Genomic DNA, 20,916 nt, shown 5'->3' on the forward strand with positions numbered 1-20,916 from the left:
CCGATATCCTCGCCTTCATCGAAACGCACAACGAAAACCCCAAACCCTATCGCTGGACCAAATCCGCCGATGAGATACTCGCCTCGGTCAAACGCTTCTGTCAAAAAGCTATGAGCCGAACTTCAGATTCAGGTGACTAGGGTTCGGCATACTTAACTTTAGAACGTGGCCGGTTTTCAGGTTCGTCCGCGACAAAGACGAATTTAATGATGCCTTAGAATCCGCCTATGGAGAGAGGGTTCAAGAGAAACAGAATGTTGTCGACCAAGAAGCGCAAGACGACGTCGGTGCTGCCGAAGACAATACGGTCCATTAGCAATTTCGCGATCAACAGCCTGTAAGCTTTTCCTCCTAACCCGCCGGAACCAGCTTCTCCACCAGCGCCCTGAGTTCGCTCGGCGTGGTGTGGCCGGCGACGATCTCGTGATAGCCGATGCCTGCCTTGCGTAGCGCTTCCTTCTTCACCGCATCGCGCGCGGCGGCGGTGCCCTGATGGTGACCCGAACCCTGATATTCGAGTGCGTGGACCACGCAGCAGTTCTCGTCCATCAGCGCGAAATCGACGCGCTTTGAATTGACTGCGAAATAGGCGGGTTTGCTCTTGCTCGACAGGAATTCGCCCAGCGAAACCTGCGCCATCACCTGCCAGCCCGGATTACGCGCGATCACCGCCTCGTCGAGCGTCTTGAATACCTTCGCCTCAGGCCGGTTGAGCAGCGAGCGGGACTGGAAATCCGCTTCCATCACGATCCGCAATTGCTCGGTTGAATCCGCTGTCGATCCCTTGCTGCGGAAGTCCGAGACATCCTTCAGATAAGGCTTGCGATAATTCGAACGGCGGCGCCTGCCCTTGTTCTTCGGCTCGAGAAACGCCTTGGCAACACCGACAATCAGCGTGAACACCGTAATGAACACGAGGATCGAAATCCAGTTGCCCATATTGGCCGAAACCATGTCCATGATATCCATGACCGCTATCCGCCTCCCCACAGGATCGCTCGCAATTCAATGTGCTAAATGGCAGTAAATCGTCAAAGTTTTCTTTCACGCCTAAGTTGTTAGAAGCTGGACCCCGGATCAGGTCCGGGGTGACGAGATCAACCTGTTGCACTCCCCCCGCACCCGTTCCACATAGCCCCCATGTCCGCAGACTGCTGTTCCTCCAAGTCCACCGAACTGGAAAAGCTCGCGCGCCAGGCCGATCAGCGGCGCGTGCTCGTGATCGTGCTGGCGATCAATGCGGTGATGTTCGTGCTCGAATTCGGCGCCGGGATCATTGCCGGGTCCGCCGCGCTGATGGCGGATGCGTCGGACATGCTGGGCGATGCCGTGGTCTATGCGGTCAGCCTCTACGCGCTGGCGCGCAGCGACCGGTGGAAGGCCGGGGCGGCGATGCTCAAGGGCGTGGTCATCCTTGGCCTCGGCATCGGCATCGCGGTCAATGTCGCGCTCAAGGTCCAGAGCGGGGTGCCGCCATCCTCAACGCTGATGCTGGTGTTCGGCGCGCTGGCGCTGGCCGCCAATCTCGTCTGCCTGCGCCTGCTCACCCGCTTCCGCCATCAGGATGTGAACATGGCGAGCACTTTCGAATGTTCGCGCAACGACGTGATCAACAATTGCGGCGTGCTACTGGCCGCCGGGCTGGTATGGTGGCTCGCCTCGCCATGGCCCGATATCGTGATCGGCGGATTGATGGCGATGATCTTCCTGCGCAGCGCCCTGCGCGTGATTGCCGAGGCCGCCCCGCAGCTTCGCGCCGCCTGAGCGCGGGCAGGCGAACCCTCTCCGGATAAAGCAAGGCCCGCCGCGGAGGAATCCGGGGCGGGCCTGCGTTTGCTCCGGTGCGATGATCAGACCGGGGATTTCATCGCGCCCATTTCCGCATCGGGCAGGGCGGACAGGTCTTCTGCGCTCATGCCGGTCTGCACGTCCATGTCGTCGCCATCGGGGCGGGTGGTGAGGCCGTCCATCGGCACTTCGACCCAGCGATCGGGATCGGTGTCTTCCAGTTCGATGACCAGCCCGGTTACCGCGCCAGCCGCATCGCGGCGGACCGCTTCGATATCGCCAAGGTCGGTCCCGTCGGCGGTGACCAGATCGGCGTTAAGCAATTCTTCCTCGGTCAGGCCCAGCGCGGCCTCTTCATTGCTGGCGGCATAGGCGCTCTGGTCGGCTTCCATTTCCACCTGGTCTTCCATGCGGTCGGCTTCCTGTTCGGCAGGAGTTTCGCCGCAAGCGGCAATCAGGGCGCAGGCGGCGGCAAGGCTGGTGAAGGCGGTCTTGGGGTGGTGCATGGATGGTCCTTGTGAAGATCGTTCACCCGTTCAATGCGTGCGGCAGGCCGCCGTTCCAAAATCGGCGGGGCGGGCGGGAACGCGATAGCATCCGGCGGAGTTTACCTGCCATGAAACTCATCGCCCCGCTCGCCGCCACGCTGGCCTTCGCTCTCTCCGCCTGCGCCACCACCCCTGCCGCTCAGGAGATGGTCACAGTCACCGGGGAGGCGACCTATCGCGAACGTATCGCCCTGCCGCCCGATGCGGTGATGACCGTCCGGATCGAGGACGTGTCGCGCGCCGATGCCCCGGCCCAGGTGCTGGCGGAGGAAAGTTATCCCGCCGAGGGGCGGCAGGTGCCGCTGCCCTTTGCCGTGGAGGTGCCGCGTGCGGCGCTGGAAGGCGCAATCACCACCTCCGCGCGTGTGCGGATAGAAGACGGTGATGGCTGCCTGATGTGGATCACCGACACCCGAACCCCCGTGACGCCGGTGGCGGGGGAGGCCCGCGTCGATCTGGGTACGCTGGTGATGGTCCGCACTCAGGGCTGAGGCGAAAACACTTTCCTACAGGCGTGCAGCCGTGGCTCATCCTGCCGGATGACCGACGAACCGACTCAGCCTTCCGCCCCTTCCGCTCCCACCAGCCCGCGCAGGCGCGCGCGGCAGTGCAATGCCGATTATCGCTGGACCGTGCCCAAGGTGCAGGCCTTCCTGCGCGCTCTGGAACAATGCGGGCGGGTGGCGGAAGCAGCGAGGGCTGTGGGGATGAGCCGGCAGGCGGCCTATGCCCTGCGCGCCCGTCTGGACGGGCCCGCCTTTCGCGAAGCGTTCGAGGGTGCGCGCCGCGCCGGCCTGCGCGCCCGTGCGGCGGCGAGCAGGGCGCGGCTGGAAGCGCAGCGTTCGCCGTGAGAGGGGCCGGGGCTGGAGGCGCTCGACTACCTGCGCGCCGGGTCGTCGCAAGCTGACATTTCGGGCAGACAAGCAGACACCGGCGGGGCGCAAGCTGACACCGAAATGCGCCATGCCGACGCGCGCCGCCCGCAAGCCGACGCCCCTCCGCACAAGCCGACTGTTTTTACCCCTGGACAGTGTAACACCCGGTCCATGTCTCGCCCCGTATCGTCGCGGGGAGGGGGCTGAGCGGACACTCCGGCGGAACATCTGCGCGCGCCAGAGCTTGGTTGGGAAGGCACACACCATCCAAGGAGACCATTATGTCCGTTGCCAAAGTCACCGAAGTCATCTCCTCCTCGACCGAAAGCATCGAGGATGCCGTCCGCCAGGGCGTGAAGCGCGCGGCCAAGACCATCCAGGGGATCGAGAGCGTCTGGGTCAAGGATACTAAGGCCCGGGTTTCGGGCGGCGACATCACCGAATGGCGCTGCACGCTCAAGATCACCTTCGTGGTCAACGACTGACCGAAACGGAAGGAACGCCGGCAGTGGCCGATCTCTACCTCAAGAACCTCGAATCCGAACGGCGCCAGCTATGGGCGACCTCGCGTCTGAAGGGCTTGCCCAAAGACACGCCCGAACGCCGCCGGATCGCCGAGATCGACCGTCTGCTGGCAGAGCACCGGGGCGCGAAGAAATCCCGCGCCGCCGGTGCTGGCGGCGACGCGGCCGAAGACTGACCGCTCAGGAGTTCTTCATGTTCTCCAGCCCGCGGATCGCGCCGGGCTTGAGGCTGGGATTGGAGGCGTTCTGCTTGGGCCCCTTGTCGGCCTTCGGCTTGCGTGCTTCGCGGCTCTTGCGTTGTTGACCCTTGGCCATGTTCGTTTCCAGTAAGGGCGGCATGCCCCGCCGCGGCCATACGCCCTTTCGGGCAAACACCCGCATCAATTCGTATGGCGCATATGGCCGATAGCGACGAATGATTAGGAGTCTGGGCAAGGCTGTGCTACTAAGGCTGCGCTGACGTCGAAATTTGCGACGGACTTCGGATTTTGACGACCGCCGCTTGCTGCTTGCAGCCCCGGCGTAAACCAGACGACGACTTCCTTTCTTCGGACGACCTTACGCACGACCGCACCGCATGTCGCGGCGCGGCAAATACCCGTTCTCGAAAGGAACATTACATGGCCAAGACTGGCACCGTAAAATTCTTCAACTCCGACAAGGGCTATGGCTTCATCCAGCCCGACGACGGTTCGGCAGACAGCTTCGTGCACATCAGCGCCGTGCAGGCCGCAGGCATGCAGACGCTCGATAAGGAGCAGCGCCTCAACTACGAAGTCGAGCAGGGACGCAATGGCAAGGAAAGCGCCATCAACCTGTCGGCTGCCGACTGACGCGAATACCCGACGTTGCGCGCCATGGCCGGCGATCCCGGCCATGGTGCGCAGCATCTTTCAGTTTCCCATCGGAGCCCCGCGAACATGAGCCAGACCTACGAATTCTATTCCGCCCGCGCGGAAGAAGCCGCCGCCGATGCGAAGGCCGCGGAATTGGCCAATGTGCGCGATCGGGCGCTGCGTTCCGAAAAGACCTGGCGGGGCCTCGCCGAACAGGCCCGCTCCGTTGCCGAACAGCGCCGCAAGCTCGAACGCGAGAAGGCTGCCGAGCGCATGGCGCTGGACGCGGCCACTTCCTGACCGACTGACGAGTCCCGCCTCCGCGCGGACCTTTTCTACATTATCGATGCTTTGCTAGCGGGAGGGGCCAACCCTCGCCGCCGTTTCGTCGTGCCAAGAAAAGAGTGCGACACGCGCTTTTCCTGGCTGGAATCGGGAAACCGAATCTCGGGCGGTCCGTTGATCCTGCAAGGCATAAAAGGAGAAAAGCGCCATGCAGGTCCAGTTCAATTCCGACAGCAGTATCATGGGTACGGAGAATGTCGCCGAGCGTATCGAGGCTAGCGTTCGCAGCAAGCTTGCCCGGTTCGAGGAACGGCTTACCCGGATCGAAATACACGTGCGTGACGAGAATGGGGCCAAGGGCGGGGGTGACGACAAGGCCTGTACCATCGAGGCGCGCCCGCGCTCGGGCAAGCCGATCGGCGTGACCGAACATGCCGCCAAGGTGGACGATGCGGCTCGCAAGGCGGCCAATACGCTCGTCCAGCGGCTTGAACGGACCTTCGGCAAGGAACAGCGCCACGGCCATGATCCTCGCCCGGAGAAGGTTCTCTAGGAGGCTGGAATTCGGCCGGGGCATGTGAGTCCGTCCCGGCCAATCTGTTCGGGGTCAGGGGGAGGTAATGTCTTCCAGGGCGAGTGCTTTTTCCTGACCGCGTTCCCCGATCCCGTTGTTTCGGTCGATAAGCAAACCGACCACCATGACGATTATTCCAGGGATCGCCCAGGATGCCGCGGCAAGGAAAAGCACCGGCACCCGCGCATCGGGCAAGATCAATCCGGCAAAGCCGATCAGGACCGCCGTGGCATGGATGCCCGCGAACCAGATCGGCCAGTGCCGGCTGGATGTCATTGCGATACGGACCATGATTGCAAGCAGCAGGAGATCCACGATGCGCACGGCGATATGCTTGTCCAAGCCATCGAAGACGTATCCCATCAAGGAGGTCGCCAACGCGGCGCAGAAAATCGCAGCCATCGCCTTGCGATCCAATGCATCGCCGATTTGCCATCCGATCGATAAGGCTCCGAGGAGAAACAACCAGAAGGCAAATGCGACGATCATCTCTGGCTTCCCTATGCAGCGTCGGCTTCGACAGCAGGTTCGGATCTTTGCGCCTGTGCCTGCGGCAAGCCGTCGGGACAGCCGAACGACACGGCCTGAAGGCTCGATGTGCGCTGAATGGCGATAAGCTCGCGGACCGCGTGTGAGATGTCTTCCCGGCCGGCGATCAATTTGGACAGGCTCTCACCGGCATTGGCAAGGGCCGGTTGGGGTGTCGAGACCGGCAGGCGCGACGCCCGGCTCACCTCGACGATGCTGGCGCAAAGATGTGCCATCGACATGACCGCCTGGTCCAGCGCGTCGACGGATTTTTGCGTGTCGGCTGCAACAACCTGGCCGGATGACTTTTCGATTTCGAACATGATGTTCTCCTTCATGCCGCAACCCTGATTGCTTGCGGAGAAAGGAAAGAAATCATTCGGCGAGACCCTTTGCCAGAGCGGAAGCCGCTATAATGGATAGAATGAGGAAACAGGTCAGCATACTGCAGATCATCGCGATGCGGAAAATCCAGGTGATGCGGAGCTGGGCGTTGGCCGTATTCCTGATACCTCCGAGGCGGGGCAGGATCCGTTCGTTTGGCGAACTCGTGCCTCTCTGCCCGGCGTTGGGAAATATCATCCCGGCGTGAATCACAGGATCGCCCAGCGTTTCGGGATTCGAAAGTATAAGCGGCGTCTCCGAATTGCGGTGCAGACCTCTTTCGAACTCGTGCATCAGCGCAACCGCAGCCGTTCTGTTGGCGCAACCGAGATTTGCGAGTGCAGCACCGATATGCTGATCCACCGTTCGCGGAGAAATGCCCAGTTCACGTGCGATTTGTTTAGTTGTGAGCCCCTTTTTGACGAGCGTCATGCAGTCAAGTTGGCGGCCGCATAGGGGGAGTACGATACGATCCGTATCATCGGAAATTCTGAAACGTCCGTTTCGGACCAGAATTTGTTCCACGTAGCTTCCCCCCTCGGAAAGGTCGGAAATGCGGACCCTATCGACCGCGGCGCAAACCACAGCCTCAATTACTAAGTTATCATTTCGACTTAATATGGAGAAAGTGACGTAATTAGTCAAGTCACAGATTTATATAGGTAATTTTCTATTAATATGGCGCGATCAACGTAATCGACACTGTTCTGATGCCGCCCTGATCTGAACCCGCATACCATTTCATGCCGGTCTTATTGAACGGGCTATGCCGAGATATATGCTGTCAGGGTCTCGGAAAGCCGACATGGCAGATCTATCGTCAGTCTCGGTGAGCGAGAGCAGCTGCAACATCTACAGTCTTGGAGTTACCGATCTTCGGTTCCGCAGGAGCTGCTTGCGAATGTCCTGCGATTTCGATTTTCACCGGTTCGGCCAAGGCCATAGGAGCTTCTGCGCGGGTGATGCGTTGCCTGGCCGGTGGTCCGGTCTCTTCAATCGAGCTGTCCAGCCTCTCCGCGCGGCCTCCAGTGTAGGCGAGCAAAGCCTCTTCGCGCGCGATCCTTTCGGGGCTCGCTGTCTTGTAAAAATCATAGCCTGCGCTCAGTTTCGCGGACTCGTTGCTTCGGTCTTCCCGCCATATGGATCCACCGCGATCGTGGAGACGGCCGCGCAGGGCGAGTTCCGCGACCTCGATCGTGCCTTCTGGAGTCTTGAGCGGGTAATGGTCGGGCAGGCTCGCCATGTTGCGCAAGCCATCGTTGGATGCGCCGATGATCGGGGTTTCGGGCAGGGTGTCGCTATATCCTTCCTTGAGAACCGTGCTATCCCCGATCATGGCGCCGCTCACGGCTCCCGCGATTGCCACGATTACCACCGCACCCAGGATTTGGGGAGCGAACTTCATCATCTGTCTCCGCAAGTAGCGTTTTGAAAAGTAACGCATGCCTCGGTTGCCGAGTTCCCTCCCGGGCCTGCCGCGGTAACGCCTGTATGTTGTCGGCGATCCCATCGGTAAGGTTGGCCTGACGGAACAGTTAATGGGATGGTGAGGAATGTAAGCCATAATCCCCCGTCAGACCGGGACTAACGGACCAAGGGCAAGATGCACGAATTACAAAGCCAGTTCACCACTCAGGAAGGCGAGGCAGCGTGGACTGCCGTGATGCATGAACACTTTCACGCCGGGCAACTGGATGATGCGCAAGAATATCTGGCGGCGCAGCTCGCCGAGCTCGATACGGAACTGGCAACGCGATGCCTGATCGACGAGCCCGACCGCGTGAAAATCACCGGTTGGGACGAATTGTGCGAAGCGATCGAACTGCATGAAGGAGAGCAGATCACCGGGGTAACGCTGGCCATCGCGAATGAAACCGACCGCGCCTTCGAGAAGGGCCAGGTGCATCACCCCTATATGATGCTGGGTCTGTATACGGACGAGCCATTCGTCTTTAGCCGCGCCGACAGGGCGGCGCTGGTTGAACAGACCGCCGCAGAGGAAGGACCGGCTTGGGCGGGCTATGACGAGGATATAGAGGTATTCCTCGAGTGCGAAGGACTCGATGCGATCAACACCGCGCTTGTCCATCACAAGGAACGTCACTTTTTCAGGGACGATACGCCCGATCATGCGCCCCGGCGCTATGTGGAATATGTGTTGGCATGCTGGTGGCGCGCTCTCCTGTTCCATCGCGCAGTGGAACGGATCTGCAAGGACAAACCCTTGCCGCATCACGTGCCGGTGTTAGCCGGCATGGTCGACATGAGGCCCGACGTTGTGGCTGTGCACGGATTGATCGAGGGTGATCGGCCGGCAACACCGAAACAGGTCGAGAGGGGCCCCCAAATGGCCGAAATGCTTCCCGAGAGCATGATTACCCGCCGCGAAGTCGAGGAAATCAAGGAACCTCCATCCGGCACCGATCTTCGCCGCCGGATTTCGGGAACGGTACAGGAAGAAGAGCCGGAGAAGAAAGGGCTTCTGGCTCGAATTTTCGGGCGCGGTTGACCACCGGGCGATAATTGCTGCCGTGCTTTTGGAGCGTCAGGTCATCTTTGCAGAAAGGCTGGGAGACTGCCGCCGATCGCACCGGCTCGGCGATGAATAGGCAATAGGAGGCGGAACGATTTATCCTTTCCGCGATATACTATTATGCGCGACAGGGGAGAACCTTCTCTCCAGCTCGTGACGCTGGGAAGTACCCGGAAGTAATTGTCTTTTCGCCACTATCACCTGGGAGGCAATCCATGAACCGCCCCATAATTTTTCTGGCGCCGCTGTTGCTACTCGGCGCTTGCCAGCCGGGCGGAGATACCGCCACCGGTGCCCCCGCGCAGGCGTTCGACGGAATATCGGAAGAGGAGACCATCTACCTGATCGGAACGGAACCGTTTTGGGGTGGTGAGATCAAGGGCTCGAAAGCGCAGTACTCGACGCCGGAAAATCAGGATGGGACGACGTTCGTGGTAGAACGGTTCGCCGGAAACAACGGGTTGGCTTTTACCGGTAAGATCGATGGCGGGAATTTCGACCTTACGGTTACGCCGGGGGAATGTTCGGACGGAATGAGCGACCGAAGTTATCCCTTCGCGGCGACGCTCAAGGTCGGCGAAGAACAACGCAGCGGTTGTGCATGGACCGATCGCCAGCCCTTCACGGGACCGGAAAACCCGTGATTACGGGTACACCTGATGCGGTCGCAATCTTCGGCACCATACTTCCATGCGATCCATTTCCCGGTCTCCCTTACGGGCTGAACTGATGACTGGTGCGCGCTATGCGTAACATTCCTCGCTGGCCCCGTTTGCTGGGACTTGCAGGCTTATTGCCGCAGTTTGCATGCCTGGCCGCGGCTCTGTTCGGGCCGGACGAGTGGAAGAACACAGCAGCAGGCATTGCCGCCATCTATGCAGGGCTGGTCTTCACTTTCCTGGGCGGAGCCTGGTGGGGGATTGCCGCAGGCGCACCCGCAGCCGAAAGGCGCAGCGGCCTGGCGTGGCTCTGGATCGCCGCAGTGCTTCCAAGCCTGATCGCGTTTGGCTGTCTAGGTGCATGGGCTGGCGGGATGCTTCCACTTGAACCCGTCCTCATCATGCTCGGAGCGGGGTTCTGGATCGCGCTCGGCGTCGATTCCCGGATCGGGGCGCTCGGACCGCGCTGGTGGATGAGGTTGCGCGCGCCTCTATCGATAGCGCTCGGTGGAGCGACGATGCTTATTGCGATGGTTTAGACGTCAACACCGGCCTTGGTCAGTTCGGGCTTCAGCCGCCCGGTCAGCCAGAGCCACCACATCTTGAAATCCGCTCCGAGGCTCCACAGCGGGTAGGTGAAGGTCGCAGGACGGTTCTTCTCGACTTTGAAATGAGCAATCCAGGCAAAGAAATATCCTGCCACCGGCAGGATGGCCAGGAGCCAATAGGTGCCGCTCACCAGTGCCCCCAACGCCAGCAGAACTACCAGGGTGGTCCCGAAATAGTGGAGTGCCCGCGTGCGCGGTTTCGAGTGTTCGCGCAGGTAGAAGGGCCAAAACTCGGCAAACGTCGTATAGGTCTTTGCCATTATGCCAGTGTGATGGCTCACCTGTCTGGCGGTCAAGAGTTTTTGCGAGCGGCGCCGATTTGGGGCGGCGCGATCACCTCCATCTATTCGATATCAGCCGCGAATGACAGTTTGCCTCACCGATCCCGACCGGGGGACAATCCCATCGTTCAAGCCATTCGCACTATTCTCGGCTATTCGAACGCATTGCAGCTTAATACAGGCCAGGGTTCTCACGCTGCGCAGCATTCGGTGCGGCGGGCTGCAGAAATTGTCGCGGCGCATCTTCCGCCTTCAGGATTTCGTTTTTGGCAGCCACTCCAATCGGGGTGCAGGTTCGTCCGGCGATGAAATCCAGCGCAACCGACACCGAGGCTTCCTGTGGATCGCCCAATTGGTTGAATATCCCGTCATTAGCACGGCAGGTATTAGGCATAACACTTGCAAGGCCATTGAAGTACTCGCCCTGGCCGTCGGCGTTCACGGTCTTGAAGGTGACGGCGCGCAGGCGATCGTCGCACGCCGAGCGGTCGAAGGCGAACTGGCCCACCGGCTTGCCGAACGTATCGGTGCCTACCAATGCAATGTTGTCGCCAAGATAGGGTATCATTGAATTGGTGACCAGTTCGCTTGCGGAAGCCGTGCCTCCGCGCGCGATTACGGCCAGCTTCATTGCGCGGATCTGTTCAGGCTGGTCCTGGAACAAGGCGGTACTTTCCTCTGCGGACTTGGAAGAACGCAGTTTGGTCTGCGAAAATACCTGGCCTTCCAATCCATCGGCCATAAGGTCGCCGAGGAGTTCGGCGACCGAGACCAGTCCCCCGCCATTGTAGCGCAAATCGAGTATAACGTTGGTAATGCCCTGGTCTCTGAAGCGATCGAATGCCTCGCGAAGTTGAGGGCCTGCGTCCTGTATGATGAAGGTGCGCAGGTTCACGTAGCCGACTCTGCCGCCTGCCCCGTCATCGAGAATCTTGACGCCATAGCGGTCGGAAACCGGATCGAGCGAGAACTCCGCCTTGGTGACACTGACCGACTTTTCGACACCGGAAACATCCCGGATCACAAAACTGCGGGTGACCCCGGGATCGCTGGGGCCGAGAGCGTCACTCACTGCCTGAGGGCCACCCGTAGACATGAGCGTGGATACCGACTGGCCGTCGATTTGCAGAATTTCGGTGCCGCGATCGAAGCCTTGCGGGAAGGCAGGCGCATTTTCGAACGCTTCCGCCACGAATACGCGATTGTTGTCTATGTCGTAAATCAGGCGAATGCCGAAGCCGGCGTTCGACCCGCTGTTGATCAGATCGTTCTCTTCCTGGATCGATGTGATGTAGGTGAAGCCGCGATCCTTGCCTTCCGCCCGGGCGTTGGCGACCAGTGCATCGATATAACTTTGCAGGTTGTTGTAGTTTGCCTTGGTCACCGAGGCGTCGAGCAAGTCCGGGAACAGGTACCATTCCTGGAGTACGGAAAGTGCCCAATCCTGCCTAGCTGAAAGTGAGCAAGTTCCCGTGCTACCCCCGCCACCTGATCCTCCGCCGATATTCCCCGAGGTCCCTCCCGACCCTCCTCCGCCACAGGCTGCGAGCGAGAATGCGAGTGTTGCGGATAAAGCGGTGCGACCCAATTTCACGGCAGTTCCTCCCCAGGTGGGACGCAGGTTTCCCTGCATCATGCGTTCAAGCTAGGAATGACCAATTACCCGGCGATGAGCAAGGGGCTTCTCGTTTCGAGGTGTGCCTTACGTCTGCCGTAGCGAAATATGGTGGAAAACCACGATGAATCGGGCGAAAAACGGTGCAAATTCACTGGTGAGGCATGGTCTTTGCTGGATGGCTATGCCTAGGCTGCGCCCTGAATATGCGTAAATCGCAAAAGTAACGGATGGAGCAGCTTAATTGAGTACCGGAATGCCAGAGTGGGTTCAGCAAGCAGTCGGCGGCGGAGTGAAGGGCTCTCTCACCATCGGCGCAGTTGCAGAGGAGAAGCTGCTTGGCAAATCGGGCTTTGCGCTTTCCAGTCCCGCTTTCCGCGACGGTGGTGAACTCGATCCAAGCTTCACTGCCATCGAAGACGATGCGGTCGCGCCGCCGCTGGAGTGGACTGCCCCTCCTCCCGGCACACAGGAACTCGTCTTGGTGGTCGAGGATGCCGAAGACGGCAAGGTCCACTGGCTCGTCTGGGGCCTGAAGCCTCAGAAGGGTGCTTTGTTCGAGGGGGAAACACCACCTCGGACAGGGAAAAACGCCGTCGGGAATTCGGAATGGATGCTGCCCGACCCGCCGCTTGGCGTGCAGCATCGTTATGTCTTTCAGCTCTTCGCTCTCGACCTGCCGCTCACCCTGATGCCGGGCGCGGGTTACGAGGAGCTGCTCAAGCAGATCAAGGGACACGTCACAGCTATCGCGATCCTCACCGCCCGTTTCGAAGGGCATGAGATCGAGGAGCTGGGCGCGGAAGACTTCGATATCGAAGACTGATCAATAAGCGTAGCCAACTGAAAGGATACTGAAATGGCTGGCAAGAACAACGCACTGCAGAAGCCGGTGAATCTTTCGCCGGAACTGGAAAACGTAGTCGGCAAGGGCCCAATGACCCGTGCACAGGTCACCTCGAAGGTCTGGGACCACATCAAGGCGAACAACCTTCAGGATTCGAAGGACCGGCGCATGATCAATCCCGACGACAAGCTGGGCGCGGTGATCGGCAAGGAGCAGATCTCCATGTTCAAGATGACCGGTGCCGTTTCGAAGCACATGTCGTAATCTTCAGGAGCGGCGGCGCCATGGCCAGTCCGTGACGCCGCCGACCCATAGCGCGAGCCAGACAAATACGGGTTGCGCAGCCATTCGCGGCAGATGATAGGCCAGCCCTAGACCTTCATCGTTGCGCGCCATATCGATTGCGAAATGATTGATGTTGGCGGGGAACACGCAGACCGCATAAAGCGCCAGGCCGATCGCGCCGGCCTTCCTCAAATTGACTGACCAGGGCTGGAGCAGCGTTGCGGCGCCCAACAGTTCGACAACACCCGTCCAGAAAACTACACCCTCGGGCGCAGGCACCCACCCCGGCATGATGTCGATAAAGGGGCGGGGCGAGACGAGATGGAGATATCCGGCGCCAGCGTAGGATATGGCGAGCAGCCACCGGAAGATGGCGCGGGTCACTCCTCGGAAACTTCGACGCCGTTCCAGAAGGCGATATGATCCTTGATCTGTGCGGCGTCCGGCTTGGGATCCGGATAATACCAGGCTGCATCTGCGTTGATGGCGCCGCCAGCATTGACCGAATGATACTGCGCCGTACCCTTCCATGGGCAGATGCTGGTCCTCTCGCTAGGAACGAGGGCACTCCGTGCGACGTCCGAAGGCGGGAAATAATGATTTCCCTCGACCACTACCGTATCGTCGCTCCGGGCGATCTCTTCTCCATTCCAGCGCGCCACAACGGTCATGTGCAGTCCCTTTCTTTCGATGGATCATTCGCTAGAACAGCCAACGAAGACTGTTCCAGTTCCAGCGAGGAGAAATTCGTGCCTTCCATTCGTCCTTACATCGGTGTTGCCGCCCTGGCCCTGCTTTCTTCCGCGGCGATTGCGCAGCAATCGCCCGAAGCGACGGCAGAAGCTGCGCTGGAGGCGGCCCCGGTGTGGGACGGGCACAACGATGTTCCGATCCAGCTACGTGCACGTTTCGGCAATGTCATCAATGACTTCGATTTCGCCGATACGCTCGACACCGCAGAGGGCGAGCGCAACGCCATGCATAGCGATCTCGCCCGTCTCGACCAGGGCCAGGTCGGAGCTCAGTTCTGGTCGGTCTATGTCAGTCCAGCCGGGGAAGAGCCGCTCGCGGTGCAGCAGACCATTGAACAGATCGATGTGACCAAACGCCTGATTGCGCGCTATCCCTCCGACCTGCAACTGGCTCTGACGGCGGACGACGTCGAGGAGGCCATCGCAGCTGGCCGGATCGCCTCGCTACTGGGAATGGAGGGCGGTCATTCGATCGGCAACAGTCTCGCCGTGCTGCGACAGATGTACGATCTAGGCGCACGCTACATGACCCTGACCCATGGCCGCACGCTGGATTGGGCCGACAGCGCGACTGATGCGCCTAAGCATGGCGGGCTCAATGCCTTCGGCATGGATGTGGTTCGCGAAATGAACCGTATCGGCATGCTGGTCGATCTCAGCCATGTGAGCGAGGCGGCGATGCACGATGCGCTGGACGCTGCCCGCGCGCCCGTGATCTTCAGCCACTCCGGCGCGCGCGGCGTTACAGGCCACCTTCGTAACGTACCCGACGGCGTGCTCGAGCGCCTGCCAGAGAATGGCGGGGTGGTGATGGTTGTCGCGCTTCCGTGGTTCATCAATGAGGATCTGCGAAACCATTCGGCCAATCGCGCGGCGGAGCGTGCACGATTAGAAGCGCTCTACCCGGGGCTTCCCGATGAAGTCGAGGCGCAACTGGCGAAATGGGACGCGGAAAATCGCGAGCCGGTCTCGACCATCTCGGACATGGCCGATCATATCGATCACATCCGAAAAGTGGCGGGCATCGATCATATCGGTATTGGCGGCGACTATGACGGAATGCCGCACGGACCTTCCGGAATGGAGGATGTCAGCGGTTATCCGGCATTGTTCACAGAACTTGCGCGGCGCGGCTATTCACAGGAAGATCTCGAGAAGATCTCAATGCGGAACGTGTTGCGGGCGATGCGCGAGGCGGAGGCTTATGCGCAAAGCCAGCGTGGCGCGATGCCGATCGAATATCCGGCGGGCGAGCCGCGCCACGAAGAAGGCTAGTCAGTCCCGGCGTTTTCGCCTTGCAGCCTGTTGGTCACATTCGCTCCTGCGTCAAAGGACAGCGTTCTCCTTCGTAAAAGGCCTCCAGCGCATCGGCGAAAACCTCGGCATCCTCATCGTCGCAGGCGCGCTCGAACAGCGTCATCGAACTGCGGAATTTCATCGCGTCGACTTCACCCAGGATATCCTCGGCGCTCATTGTGCCGGCCCATTCCAGCATCGCCTCCGTTGCCTCGAACAGACGCGGTCCGAGTTCCTCGTGCTGACAATAGGCGCGGGCCTCGTCGAGGTCCGCAAGAGCGTATTTCTTCGCCTTGGCGCTGGTCCCCAGACCTTCGATTTGCGGGAAAATGAACCACATCCAATGGCTCTTCTTTTCACCCTCGGCGATCTCCTCGAGTGCTTGCTCGTAGATTCCGCCATCCTGCGCCTTGACGAAGTGGCCGAAGGGATCGTCGGTAGGCATCAGTCGAGGAGCGCGCGCCCCCGGCTCACGAGACCGCATTTCCCGTAGCGGTCACGGCCCGGACCTGGTTCCACAGCATCGAAGCACTCTATGGGCACACCGTGCTGCATGTTCACGCAGCCGTAAAATTCAAAACACATATCGGCCCGCAAGTCTCGATCCATCAATCGTCATCCTCGACATGATCGGGCAGATCGTCGCGATTGGTGGAGGCGAAATCTTCCAACTCGTCTTCCGACATGCTGTCGTACATCTGCTTGGATGCGCCTTGCAATTCCGACACCTTCGTGTCGCCGCGCTTGGCGGAGAGGGCCGCTCCGGCGGCCTTTTGTTGCGCTTTCGATTTTGCTGGCATCAGCCTTGCTCCTTCAATTTGCTGCTGCGCCTGAGCACCTCGTTACCGATCAGTTCTCGATGACTTCGAGCCCGTCTTCGGTAGTGGTCTGGTCCTGCGGTGTTGCAACGGTGTCGTCGCCCAGATCCGTTTCGTCCGGTACGCCGACAATGCTGTCGGTGTTATCGCCACCTTCTTCCATGGACCGGATTTCGCCACTAACAGTGGCCTCTTCCTCCACATCGCCCTGCGTCATCGCCGGGATAATCCAGACGATCGAAAGGAGGATAACTGCCAGCACCAGGCCACCGAGCAGCACCCAGCGGACGACGCCTTCCTTGGAGCCGCCGCTTGCCTCTTGTTCGTCCAAGTGGACGTGGCCATCTTCAGTATGCATCACAAAACCTCCCTGCGAAAAATCCAGTTCGCAGGGTTTACGCGCGTTTGTGTGGAATGTTCCTACGCCTCAGTCGCGCAGTAGATCGTTGATACCGGTTTTTTCGCGAGTTTGCGCGTCGACAGTCTTTACAATGACAGCACAGGCGAGACCTGGGCCGCCGTCCTTTCCCGGCATCGAACCAGGCACTACCACCGAATAGGGCGGGATATGGCCGTGGATGACTTTGCCTGTGTCGCGATATACGATCTTGGTCGACTGCGTGATGAAGACGCCCATGGCGACTACGCTGCCTTCGCCCACGATCACACCCTCGACGATCTCGCTGCGGGCACCGATAAAGCAATTGTCGCCGATGATGGTCGGGTTGGCCTGCATCGGCTCGAGTACGCCGCCAATGCCCGCGCCGGCCGAGATATGGCAGTTTTCACCGATCTGCGCGCAGCTGCCGATGCTGGCCCAGGTGTCGACCATCGTGCCCTTGCCGACATAGGCACCGATGTTGACGAAACTGGGCATCAGCACGCATCCAGGAGCGATATATGCGCCTTCGCGGGCCACGGCGCCGGGAACGACGCGGAATCCTGCTTCGCGGAAACGCGCATCGTCCCAGCCGGCGAACTTGCTCGGTACCTTGTCGAAGGCGGGATGGCCCGCGCTGCCACCCTCCATCACGCGGTTATCGTTGAGGCGGAAAGAAAGCAGCACTGCTTTCTTGAGCCACTGATTGACCGTCCAGCCGCCCTTTCCATCGGGCTCTGCCACGCGGCCTTCGCCGCTGTCGAGCAGCTTGAGCGCTGCCTCTACCGCTTCGCGCACGTCCGCGCTTTGCGGCGTGACATTGGCGCGGTCTTCCCACGCGGCTTCGATACGGTTTTCGAGGTCGGCGCTCATGTTTGTCTCCGTCGGAATTTCGGAGAGGTCGTTAGCAGCGTGGGCGCGCTAGTCCATCCCCGCAGCCACGGCAAATTCATGGGCCCGGTCGACCAATGGTCCAACACGCTCGCTCATGGCCTTGGCATGGGCCGAAGAAGCCGTCCCGTCGATCACCCGCTTCTTGATACCCTGCATGATGCCTGCGAGCCGGAACAGGTTATAGGCGAAATACCAGTCCATTGGCGGAACCGGATAGCCGGTTCGTGAGACATAGCGGTCGACCGCTTCCTGCTGCGAAGGGATACCCAGTTCCTCGAGATCGAGGCCGAGCAGTCCGGCCCTGCCATCGTGCGGATTATGCCAGTTGAGCATGAGATAGCTGAAATCGGCAATCGGATCGCCCAGCGTCGACAATTCCCAGTCGAGCACGGCGAGGACCTTGTTATCCTCCTTCTCGAAAATGAGGTTGTCGAGCCGATAGTCGCCATGGACCACGCTGCTTTCGTGCTGGGGCGGGATGGTCTGTGGCAGCCAATCTATCAGCTGCTCCATCTTCTCCATGTGTTCGGTTTCGGAGAGTTTGTACTGCTTACTCCACCGGGCGATCTGGCGCGCGCAATAGTCGGTAGGCTTGCCATAGTCGCCGAGTCCGATTTCATCGGGTTTGCGCAAGTGAAGATCCGCCATGGTGTCAATCATGGCATTGTAGACTTCCCGGCGGTCTTCCTTGTCGATACCCGGAAGCGCCCCGTTCCAGAGAGATCGTCCATCGGCGAGGCCCATGACGAAGAACTTCGACCCAATGACTTCGGGGTCCTCGCACAGGCCATAGGTCTTGGGTACGGGGAAGCCGGTCGGCCCGAGCGCGTGCATTGCAGTGTATTCCCGGTCCACCGCATGCGCGCTGGGCAGCAGTTTGCCGAAAGGCTGACGGCGAAGGACGTAGGAGCGGTTCGGGGTGTCGATCCTGTAGGTCGGGTTCGACTGACCACCCTTGAACTTCGTGTAGGAAATTGGTCCCTCAAAGTCTTCGACATTGGCCGTGAACCACGCCGTGAGCGCTTCGAGGTTCAGGCGATCCTTATCCGGCACTTCGACAGTGCCGACCATTTCCTTGTCGTAATCGATATCGGGGCCTGTCGTCATCAGTCGAACACCACAACGCTGCGGGCCGAGGTGCCCTGTTTCATCTTCTCGAAGCCTTCGTTGATCTTATCGAGCGGGATACGCTCGGCGATGATCGTGTCGAGATCGAGCAAACCGCGCATGTAGAAATCGACGAGGCGCGGCAGATCGACCGGAAAGTGGTTCATGCCCATGATCGCGCCTTGCAGTTTCTTGCCAGAGAGCAGGTCCATCGCGCCGAGGCCGACCTTGCAGTCGAGCGGCATCATGCCGAGGATAGTCGCCGTACCGCCGCGGCGCAGGATCTTCACCGCAAGGTCCGCGCTAGCCTGCCGGCCCACCGCTTCGATGGCGTGATGCACGCCGCCGCCAGAAATTTTCATTACCTGCTCGACCGCATCGTCCGCCATGGCATCGACCGTGTGCGTGGCCCCCAGTGTCTCGGCCAGTGCGCGTTTTTCCGGGATCGGATCGATGGCTATAACCTTGCCCGCGCCGGTGATCTTCGCAGCATTGATTGCGGCAAGGCCGACGCCGCCGCAGCCGATCACGGCCACCGCTTCGCCCGGAACCACCGAGCAGGCGTTGAAGATCGCGCCTGCACCGGTCGTCACGGCGCAGCCGATGATCGCCGCGCGGTCGAGCGGCATGTCCTTGTCGATGGCGACGCAGGCATGTTCATGGATCAGCATCTGCTCGCAGAAGGCCGAAAGATTGAGCATCTGTCCGACCGGCGACTTGTCAATCAAGCGCTTGATCCGGGGTGTTTCGGTTGCGGAACGCCTGGTATCGGCCCCCATGCACAGCGCCATCCTGCCGGTGACGCAAAATTCGCAGTGGCCGCAGAAGGCGGAGAGGCAGGAGACCACGTGATCGCCCGGCTTGACCGTCTTTACTTCGCTGCCGACCGCACGGACCACGCCTGCCGCCTCATGACCCGGGATCGCGGGCAGAGGATGCGGGTAGGCGCCTTCGATAAAGTGCAGGTCCGAATGGCACAGCCCGCAGGCCTTGGTGTCGATCAGGACTTCGTGCGGGCCGGGATCGGCCAGTTCGACTTCACCTATGGTCAGGCTGCCGACCTGTTCGAGTATAGCCGCCTTAGCCATCAGCGCGTTGCCCCGATGTCGCCCGAGCTTTGCCGGTCATCGCCGCCGACCGGCCCCTTGCCGTCGCGCAGGGCGTTGGCGGAGGGTCCCGGCTTGGGCATGTGCTTGGCGAATTCCATCCGCGCGATCGAGCGGGCGTGAACCTCGTCCGGCCCGTCGGCGAGGCGCAGCGTGCGCTGGTGGGCATAGGCATTGGCGAGACCGTAATCTTCGGACACGCCGCCGCCGCCATGCGCCTGGATTGCATCGTCGATGATCCGCAGCGCCATATTGGGCGCCTGCACCTTGATCATGGCGATTTCCTGCTTGGCGCTCTTGTTGCCGACCTTGTCCATCATGTCGGCGGCCTTGAGGCACAGCAGACGGGTCATGTCGATGTCGATCCGGGCGCGGGCCACGCGCTCTTCCCATACCGAGTGCTTGTAGATCGGCTTGCCGAAAGCCTCGCGCTCCTGAAGACGCTGGCACATCTTGTGGAGCGCTTCCTCGGCCACGCCGATGGTGCGCATGCAGTGATGGATGCGGCCCGGCCCGAGGCGGCCCTGCGCGATCTCGAATCCACGTCCTTCACCCAGCAGCATGTTGGTGGCCGGGACGCGCACGTCCTTGAGTTCGACTTCCATATGGCCGTGGGGCGCATCGTCATATCCGAACACGGGCAGGTGGCGCAGCACCGTCACGCCCGGTGCATCCATCGGCATCAGGATCATCGATTGCGCGGCATGGCGGCCCGCCGAAAAATCGGTCTTGCCCATGACGATGGCGACCTTGCAGCGCGGATCGCCAACGCCCGAAGACCACCACTTGCGCCCGTTGATGACATATTCGTCGCCGTCACGCTCGATACGGGTTTCGATATTGGTGGCGTCGGAGGAAGCGGTGAAAGGCTCCGTCATGAGGAAGGCGGAACGGATTTCACCATTCATCAGCGGGGTCAGCCAGCGGTCCTTCTGTTCGCGCGTACCGTAGCGATGGAACACTTCCATATTGCCGGTATCGGGCGCGGAGCAATTGAAGACTTCGGAGGCGAAGCCGATGCGGCCCATTTCCTCGGCACAAAGCGCGTATTCGAGGTTGGTGAGGCCGGGACCTTCGAAATCATAGGTCTCGTCGACATGGTGATGCCCGTCGTTGCGCGGGGGCATGAACAGGTTCCAGATGCCTTCGGCCTTGGCCTTGGCCTTGAGGTCCTCCACCACCTGGATGACCTTCCAGCGCTCTCCCTCGGCATCCTGCGCCTTGTAGGTCGGCACAGCCGGGCGAACGTGATCCTCGATGAAGTTCTTCACCCGGTCGCGCCAGTAAACTTGCCTCTCTGTGGGTTCGAAATCCATCGCTTAATTCCTCTCTTCAAAATCGGTTTCTTCCGGAAACTGGCAGATCATTCGGGCCTCGCCAAGTCCCGTAAAGCA

At 60.5% G+C, this 20,916-nt stretch carries 32 protein-coding genes and 1 pseudogene; 15 read left to right on the forward strand and 18 right to left on the reverse strand.

The features are described from left to right. A pseudogene (locus AC13CE_RS05435) lies at window positions 1–140 on the forward strand (IS630 family transposase); the annotation flags it as partial. A gap of 211 nt (window positions 141–351) precedes the next feature. Here the strand turns inward: AC13CE_RS05435 and AC13CE_RS05440 are convergent. Continuing rightward, on the reverse strand, window positions 352–969 hold the full coding sequence (locus AC13CE_RS05440; protein ID WP_482971778.1) for a DUF2726 domain-containing protein: 618 nt from the start codon (window positions 967–969) through the stop codon (window positions 352–354). Window positions 970–1,140: 171 nt separating this feature from the next. Between AC13CE_RS05440 and AC13CE_RS05445 the strand changes: the two genes are divergently transcribed. Beyond that, window positions 1,141–1,764, forward strand: coding sequence for a cation efflux transmembrane domain-containing protein (locus AC13CE_RS05445; protein ID WP_482971779.1), 624 nt, complete (start codon window positions 1,141–1,143; stop codon window positions 1,762–1,764). Between the two features lie 86 nt (window positions 1,765–1,850). Here the strand turns inward: AC13CE_RS05445 and AC13CE_RS05450 are convergent, their stop codons facing one another. Next, window positions 1,851–2,294: a PRC-barrel domain-containing protein gene (locus AC13CE_RS05450; protein WP_482971780.1), complete on the reverse strand. Its 444-nt coding sequence runs from the start codon at window positions 2,292–2,294 to the stop codon at window positions 1,851–1,853. Between the two features lie 2 nt (window positions 2,295–2,296). Between AC13CE_RS05450 and AC13CE_RS05455 the strand changes: the two genes are divergently transcribed. The 4 genes from AC13CE_RS05455 to AC13CE_RS05470 all read left to right on the forward strand — a co-directional run bounded on the left by AC13CE_RS05455 (window position 2,297) and on the right by AC13CE_RS05470 (window position 3,911). Further along, on the forward strand, window positions 2,297–2,827 hold the full coding sequence (locus AC13CE_RS05455; protein WP_482971781.1) for a YbaY family lipoprotein: 531 nt from the start codon (window positions 2,297–2,299) through the stop codon (window positions 2,825–2,827). A gap of 48 nt (window positions 2,828–2,875) precedes the next feature. Then, complete coding sequence (locus AC13CE_RS05460) at window positions 2,876–3,187, forward strand: hypothetical protein (protein WP_482971782.1); 312 nt, start codon at window positions 2,876–2,878, stop codon at window positions 3,185–3,187. Between the two features lie 305 nt (window positions 3,188–3,492). Further along, window positions 3,493–3,696, forward strand: coding sequence for a dodecin family protein (locus AC13CE_RS05465; RefSeq protein WP_221538008.1), 204 nt, complete (start codon window positions 3,493–3,495; stop codon window positions 3,694–3,696). 23 nt (window positions 3,697–3,719) lie between these two features. After that, window positions 3,720–3,911 (forward strand): hypothetical protein, encoded by a 192-nt coding sequence (locus AC13CE_RS05470; protein ID WP_482971783.1) that lies wholly within the window; start codon window positions 3,720–3,722, stop codon window positions 3,909–3,911. Between the two features lie 4 nt (window positions 3,912–3,915). Here the strand turns inward: AC13CE_RS05470 and AC13CE_RS05475 are convergent, their stop codons facing one another. Further along, the gene (locus AC13CE_RS05475) at window positions 3,916–4,074 is read right to left on the reverse strand and encodes a hypothetical protein (protein WP_221538076.1); all 159 of its coding nucleotides are present in this window, start codon (window positions 4,072–4,074) and stop codon (window positions 3,916–3,918) included. A 281-nt stretch (window positions 4,075–4,355) separates the two neighbouring features. Here AC13CE_RS05475 and AC13CE_RS05480 point away from each other — a divergent pair, with 281 nt between their 5' ends. From AC13CE_RS05480 to AC13CE_RS05490, 3 genes are all read left to right on the forward strand, one after another. Then, window positions 4,356–4,568: a cold-shock protein gene (locus tag AC13CE_RS05480; RefSeq protein ID WP_221538006.1), complete on the forward strand. Its 213-nt coding sequence runs from the start codon at window positions 4,356–4,358 to the stop codon at window positions 4,566–4,568. Between the two features lie 87 nt (window positions 4,569–4,655). Then, entirely contained in the window at window positions 4,656–4,871 is a 216-nt protein-coding gene (locus tag AC13CE_RS05485; protein WP_482971784.1) for a hypothetical protein, read from the forward strand. Between the two features lie 193 nt (window positions 4,872–5,064). Further along, window positions 5,065–5,409, forward strand: a complete 345-nt coding sequence (locus AC13CE_RS05490) for an HPF/RaiA family ribosome-associated protein (protein ID WP_482971785.1) — start codon at window positions 5,065–5,067, stop codon at window positions 5,407–5,409. Between the two features lie 54 nt (window positions 5,410–5,463). On the opposite strand, the gene AC13CE_RS05495 is transcribed toward AC13CE_RS05490, so the two are convergent. The 4 genes from AC13CE_RS05495 to AC13CE_RS05510 all read right to left on the reverse strand — a co-directional run bounded on the left by AC13CE_RS05495 (window position 5,464) and on the right by AC13CE_RS05510 (window position 7,750). Then, window positions 5,464–5,919, reverse strand: coding sequence for a hypothetical protein (locus AC13CE_RS05495; RefSeq protein ID WP_482971786.1), 456 nt, complete (start codon window positions 5,917–5,919; stop codon window positions 5,464–5,466). Between the two features lie 11 nt (window positions 5,920–5,930). After that, a complete protein-coding gene (locus AC13CE_RS05500; RefSeq protein ID WP_221538002.1) occupies window positions 5,931–6,281 on the reverse strand; it encodes a hypothetical protein in 351 nt (116 codons plus the stop codon). Window positions 6,282–6,333: 52 nt separating this feature from the next. Next, a complete protein-coding gene (locus AC13CE_RS05505; RefSeq protein ID WP_482971787.1) occupies window positions 6,334–6,927 on the reverse strand; it encodes a LuxR C-terminal-related transcriptional regulator in 594 nt (197 codons plus the stop codon). 235 nt (window positions 6,928–7,162) lie between these two features. Next, complete coding sequence (locus tag AC13CE_RS05510) at window positions 7,163–7,750, reverse strand: hypothetical protein (protein ID WP_482971788.1); 588 nt, start codon at window positions 7,748–7,750, stop codon at window positions 7,163–7,165. Between the two features lie 195 nt (window positions 7,751–7,945). Here AC13CE_RS05510 and AC13CE_RS05515 point away from each other — a divergent pair, with 195 nt between their 5' ends. The 3 genes from AC13CE_RS05515 to AC13CE_RS05525 all read left to right on the forward strand — a co-directional run bounded on the left by AC13CE_RS05515 (window position 7,946) and on the right by AC13CE_RS05525 (window position 10,073). Next, window positions 7,946–8,851, forward strand: a complete 906-nt coding sequence (locus tag AC13CE_RS05515; RefSeq protein ID WP_482971789.1) for a hypothetical protein — start codon at window positions 7,946–7,948, stop codon at window positions 8,849–8,851. Window positions 8,852–9,090: 239 nt separating this feature from the next. Next, window positions 9,091–9,519, forward strand: coding sequence for a COG3650 family protein (locus tag AC13CE_RS05520; protein ID WP_482971790.1), 429 nt, complete (start codon window positions 9,091–9,093; stop codon window positions 9,517–9,519). 101 nt (window positions 9,520–9,620) lie between these two features. Further along, window positions 9,621–10,073 carry a DUF3429 domain-containing protein gene (locus tag AC13CE_RS05525; RefSeq protein ID WP_482971791.1) on the forward strand — a complete coding sequence of 151 codons (453 nt, stop codon included), beginning with the start codon at window positions 9,621–9,623 and terminating at the stop codon, window positions 10,071–10,073. Here AC13CE_RS05525 and AC13CE_RS05530 read toward each other — a convergent pair. Both AC13CE_RS05530 and AC13CE_RS05535 read right to left on the reverse strand, forming a co-directional pair. Further along, window positions 10,070–10,402: an Mpo1-like protein gene (locus tag AC13CE_RS05530; RefSeq protein ID WP_221537996.1), complete on the reverse strand. Its 333-nt coding sequence runs from the start codon at window positions 10,400–10,402 to the stop codon at window positions 10,070–10,072. The two genes, AC13CE_RS05525 and AC13CE_RS05530, sit on opposite strands and share 4 nt — an antisense overlap. A 193-nt stretch (window positions 10,403–10,595) precedes the next feature. Beyond that, window positions 10,596–11,822 carry a S41 family peptidase gene (locus AC13CE_RS05535; protein ID WP_482971792.1) on the reverse strand — a complete coding sequence of 409 codons (1,227 nt, stop codon included), beginning with the start codon at window positions 11,820–11,822 and terminating at the stop codon, window positions 10,596–10,598. 508 nt (window positions 11,823–12,330) lie between these two features. Here AC13CE_RS05535 and AC13CE_RS05540 point away from each other — a divergent pair. Continuing rightward, on the forward strand, window positions 12,331–12,864 hold the full coding sequence (locus AC13CE_RS05540; protein WP_482971793.1) for a YbhB/YbcL family Raf kinase inhibitor-like protein: 534 nt from the start codon (window positions 12,331–12,333) through the stop codon (window positions 12,862–12,864). Between the two features lie 33 nt (window positions 12,865–12,897). Further along, window positions 12,898–13,149 carry an SWIB/MDM2 domain-containing protein gene (locus AC13CE_RS05545; protein WP_221537994.1) on the forward strand — a complete coding sequence of 84 codons (252 nt, stop codon included), beginning with the start codon at window positions 12,898–12,900 and terminating at the stop codon, window positions 13,147–13,149. 3 nt (window positions 13,150–13,152) lie between these two features. Here the strand turns inward: AC13CE_RS05545 and AC13CE_RS05550 are convergent, their stop codons facing one another. Together AC13CE_RS05550 and AC13CE_RS05555 are read right to left on the reverse strand one after the other, a co-directional pair. Beyond that, entirely contained in the window at window positions 13,153–13,554 is a 402-nt protein-coding gene (locus AC13CE_RS05550; protein ID WP_482971794.1) for a DoxX family protein, read from the reverse strand. Beyond that, the gene (locus AC13CE_RS05555) at window positions 13,551–13,841 is read right to left on the reverse strand and encodes a DUF427 domain-containing protein (protein ID WP_221537992.1); all 291 of its coding nucleotides are present in this window, start codon (window positions 13,839–13,841) and stop codon (window positions 13,551–13,553) included. The genes AC13CE_RS05550 and AC13CE_RS05555 overlap by 4 nt, the downstream gene beginning before the upstream one ends. A gap of 78 nt (window positions 13,842–13,919) precedes the next feature. Between AC13CE_RS05555 and AC13CE_RS05560 the strand changes: the two genes are divergently transcribed. Then, the gene (locus AC13CE_RS05560) at window positions 13,920–15,197 is read left to right on the forward strand and encodes a dipeptidase (protein ID WP_482971795.1); all 1,278 of its coding nucleotides are present in this window, start codon (window positions 13,920–13,922) and stop codon (window positions 15,195–15,197) included. Between the two features lie 34 nt (window positions 15,198–15,231). On the opposite strand, the gene AC13CE_RS05565 is transcribed toward AC13CE_RS05560, so the two are convergent. The 7 genes from AC13CE_RS05565 to AC13CE_RS05595 all read right to left on the reverse strand — a co-directional run bounded on the left by AC13CE_RS05565 (window position 15,232) and on the right by AC13CE_RS05595 (window position 20,838). Next, the gene (locus AC13CE_RS05565) at window positions 15,232–15,663 is read right to left on the reverse strand and encodes a DUF1810 domain-containing protein (RefSeq protein WP_221537990.1); all 432 of its coding nucleotides are present in this window, start codon (window positions 15,661–15,663) and stop codon (window positions 15,232–15,234) included. Between the two features lie 163 nt (window positions 15,664–15,826). After that, complete coding sequence (locus AC13CE_RS05570) at window positions 15,827–16,018, reverse strand: DUF3008 family protein (RefSeq protein ID WP_221537989.1); 192 nt, start codon at window positions 16,016–16,018, stop codon at window positions 15,827–15,829. A gap of 49 nt (window positions 16,019–16,067) precedes the next feature. After that, window positions 16,068–16,394: a hypothetical protein gene (locus tag AC13CE_RS05575; RefSeq protein WP_221537988.1), complete on the reverse strand. Its 327-nt coding sequence runs from the start codon at window positions 16,392–16,394 to the stop codon at window positions 16,068–16,070. 69 nt (window positions 16,395–16,463) lie between these two features. After that, window positions 16,464–17,288 (reverse strand): 2,3,4,5-tetrahydropyridine-2,6-dicarboxylate N-succinyltransferase, encoded by an 825-nt coding sequence (gene dapD, locus AC13CE_RS05580; RefSeq protein WP_482971796.1) that lies wholly within the window; start codon window positions 17,286–17,288, stop codon window positions 16,464–16,466. A 48-nt stretch (window positions 17,289–17,336) separates the two neighbouring features. Continuing rightward, window positions 17,337–18,416 carry a phosphotransferase family protein gene (locus AC13CE_RS05585; protein ID WP_482971797.1) on the reverse strand — a complete coding sequence of 360 codons (1,080 nt, stop codon included), beginning with the start codon at window positions 18,414–18,416 and terminating at the stop codon, window positions 17,337–17,339. Beyond that, window positions 18,416–19,504, reverse strand: a complete 1,089-nt coding sequence (locus AC13CE_RS05590) for a Zn-dependent alcohol dehydrogenase (RefSeq protein WP_482971798.1) — start codon at window positions 19,502–19,504, stop codon at window positions 18,416–18,418. The genes AC13CE_RS05585 and AC13CE_RS05590 overlap by 1 nt, the downstream gene beginning before the upstream one ends. Continuing rightward, the gene (locus AC13CE_RS05595) at window positions 19,504–20,838 is read right to left on the reverse strand and encodes an acyl-CoA dehydrogenase family protein (RefSeq protein WP_482971799.1); all 1,335 of its coding nucleotides are present in this window, start codon (window positions 20,836–20,838) and stop codon (window positions 19,504–19,506) included. Before AC13CE_RS05595 ends, AC13CE_RS05590 begins: the two co-directional genes overlap by 1 nt. Between the last annotated feature and the right edge of the window lie 78 nt (window positions 20,839–20,916).

Source organism: Qipengyuania sp. B-5, from assembly GCF_056857815.1.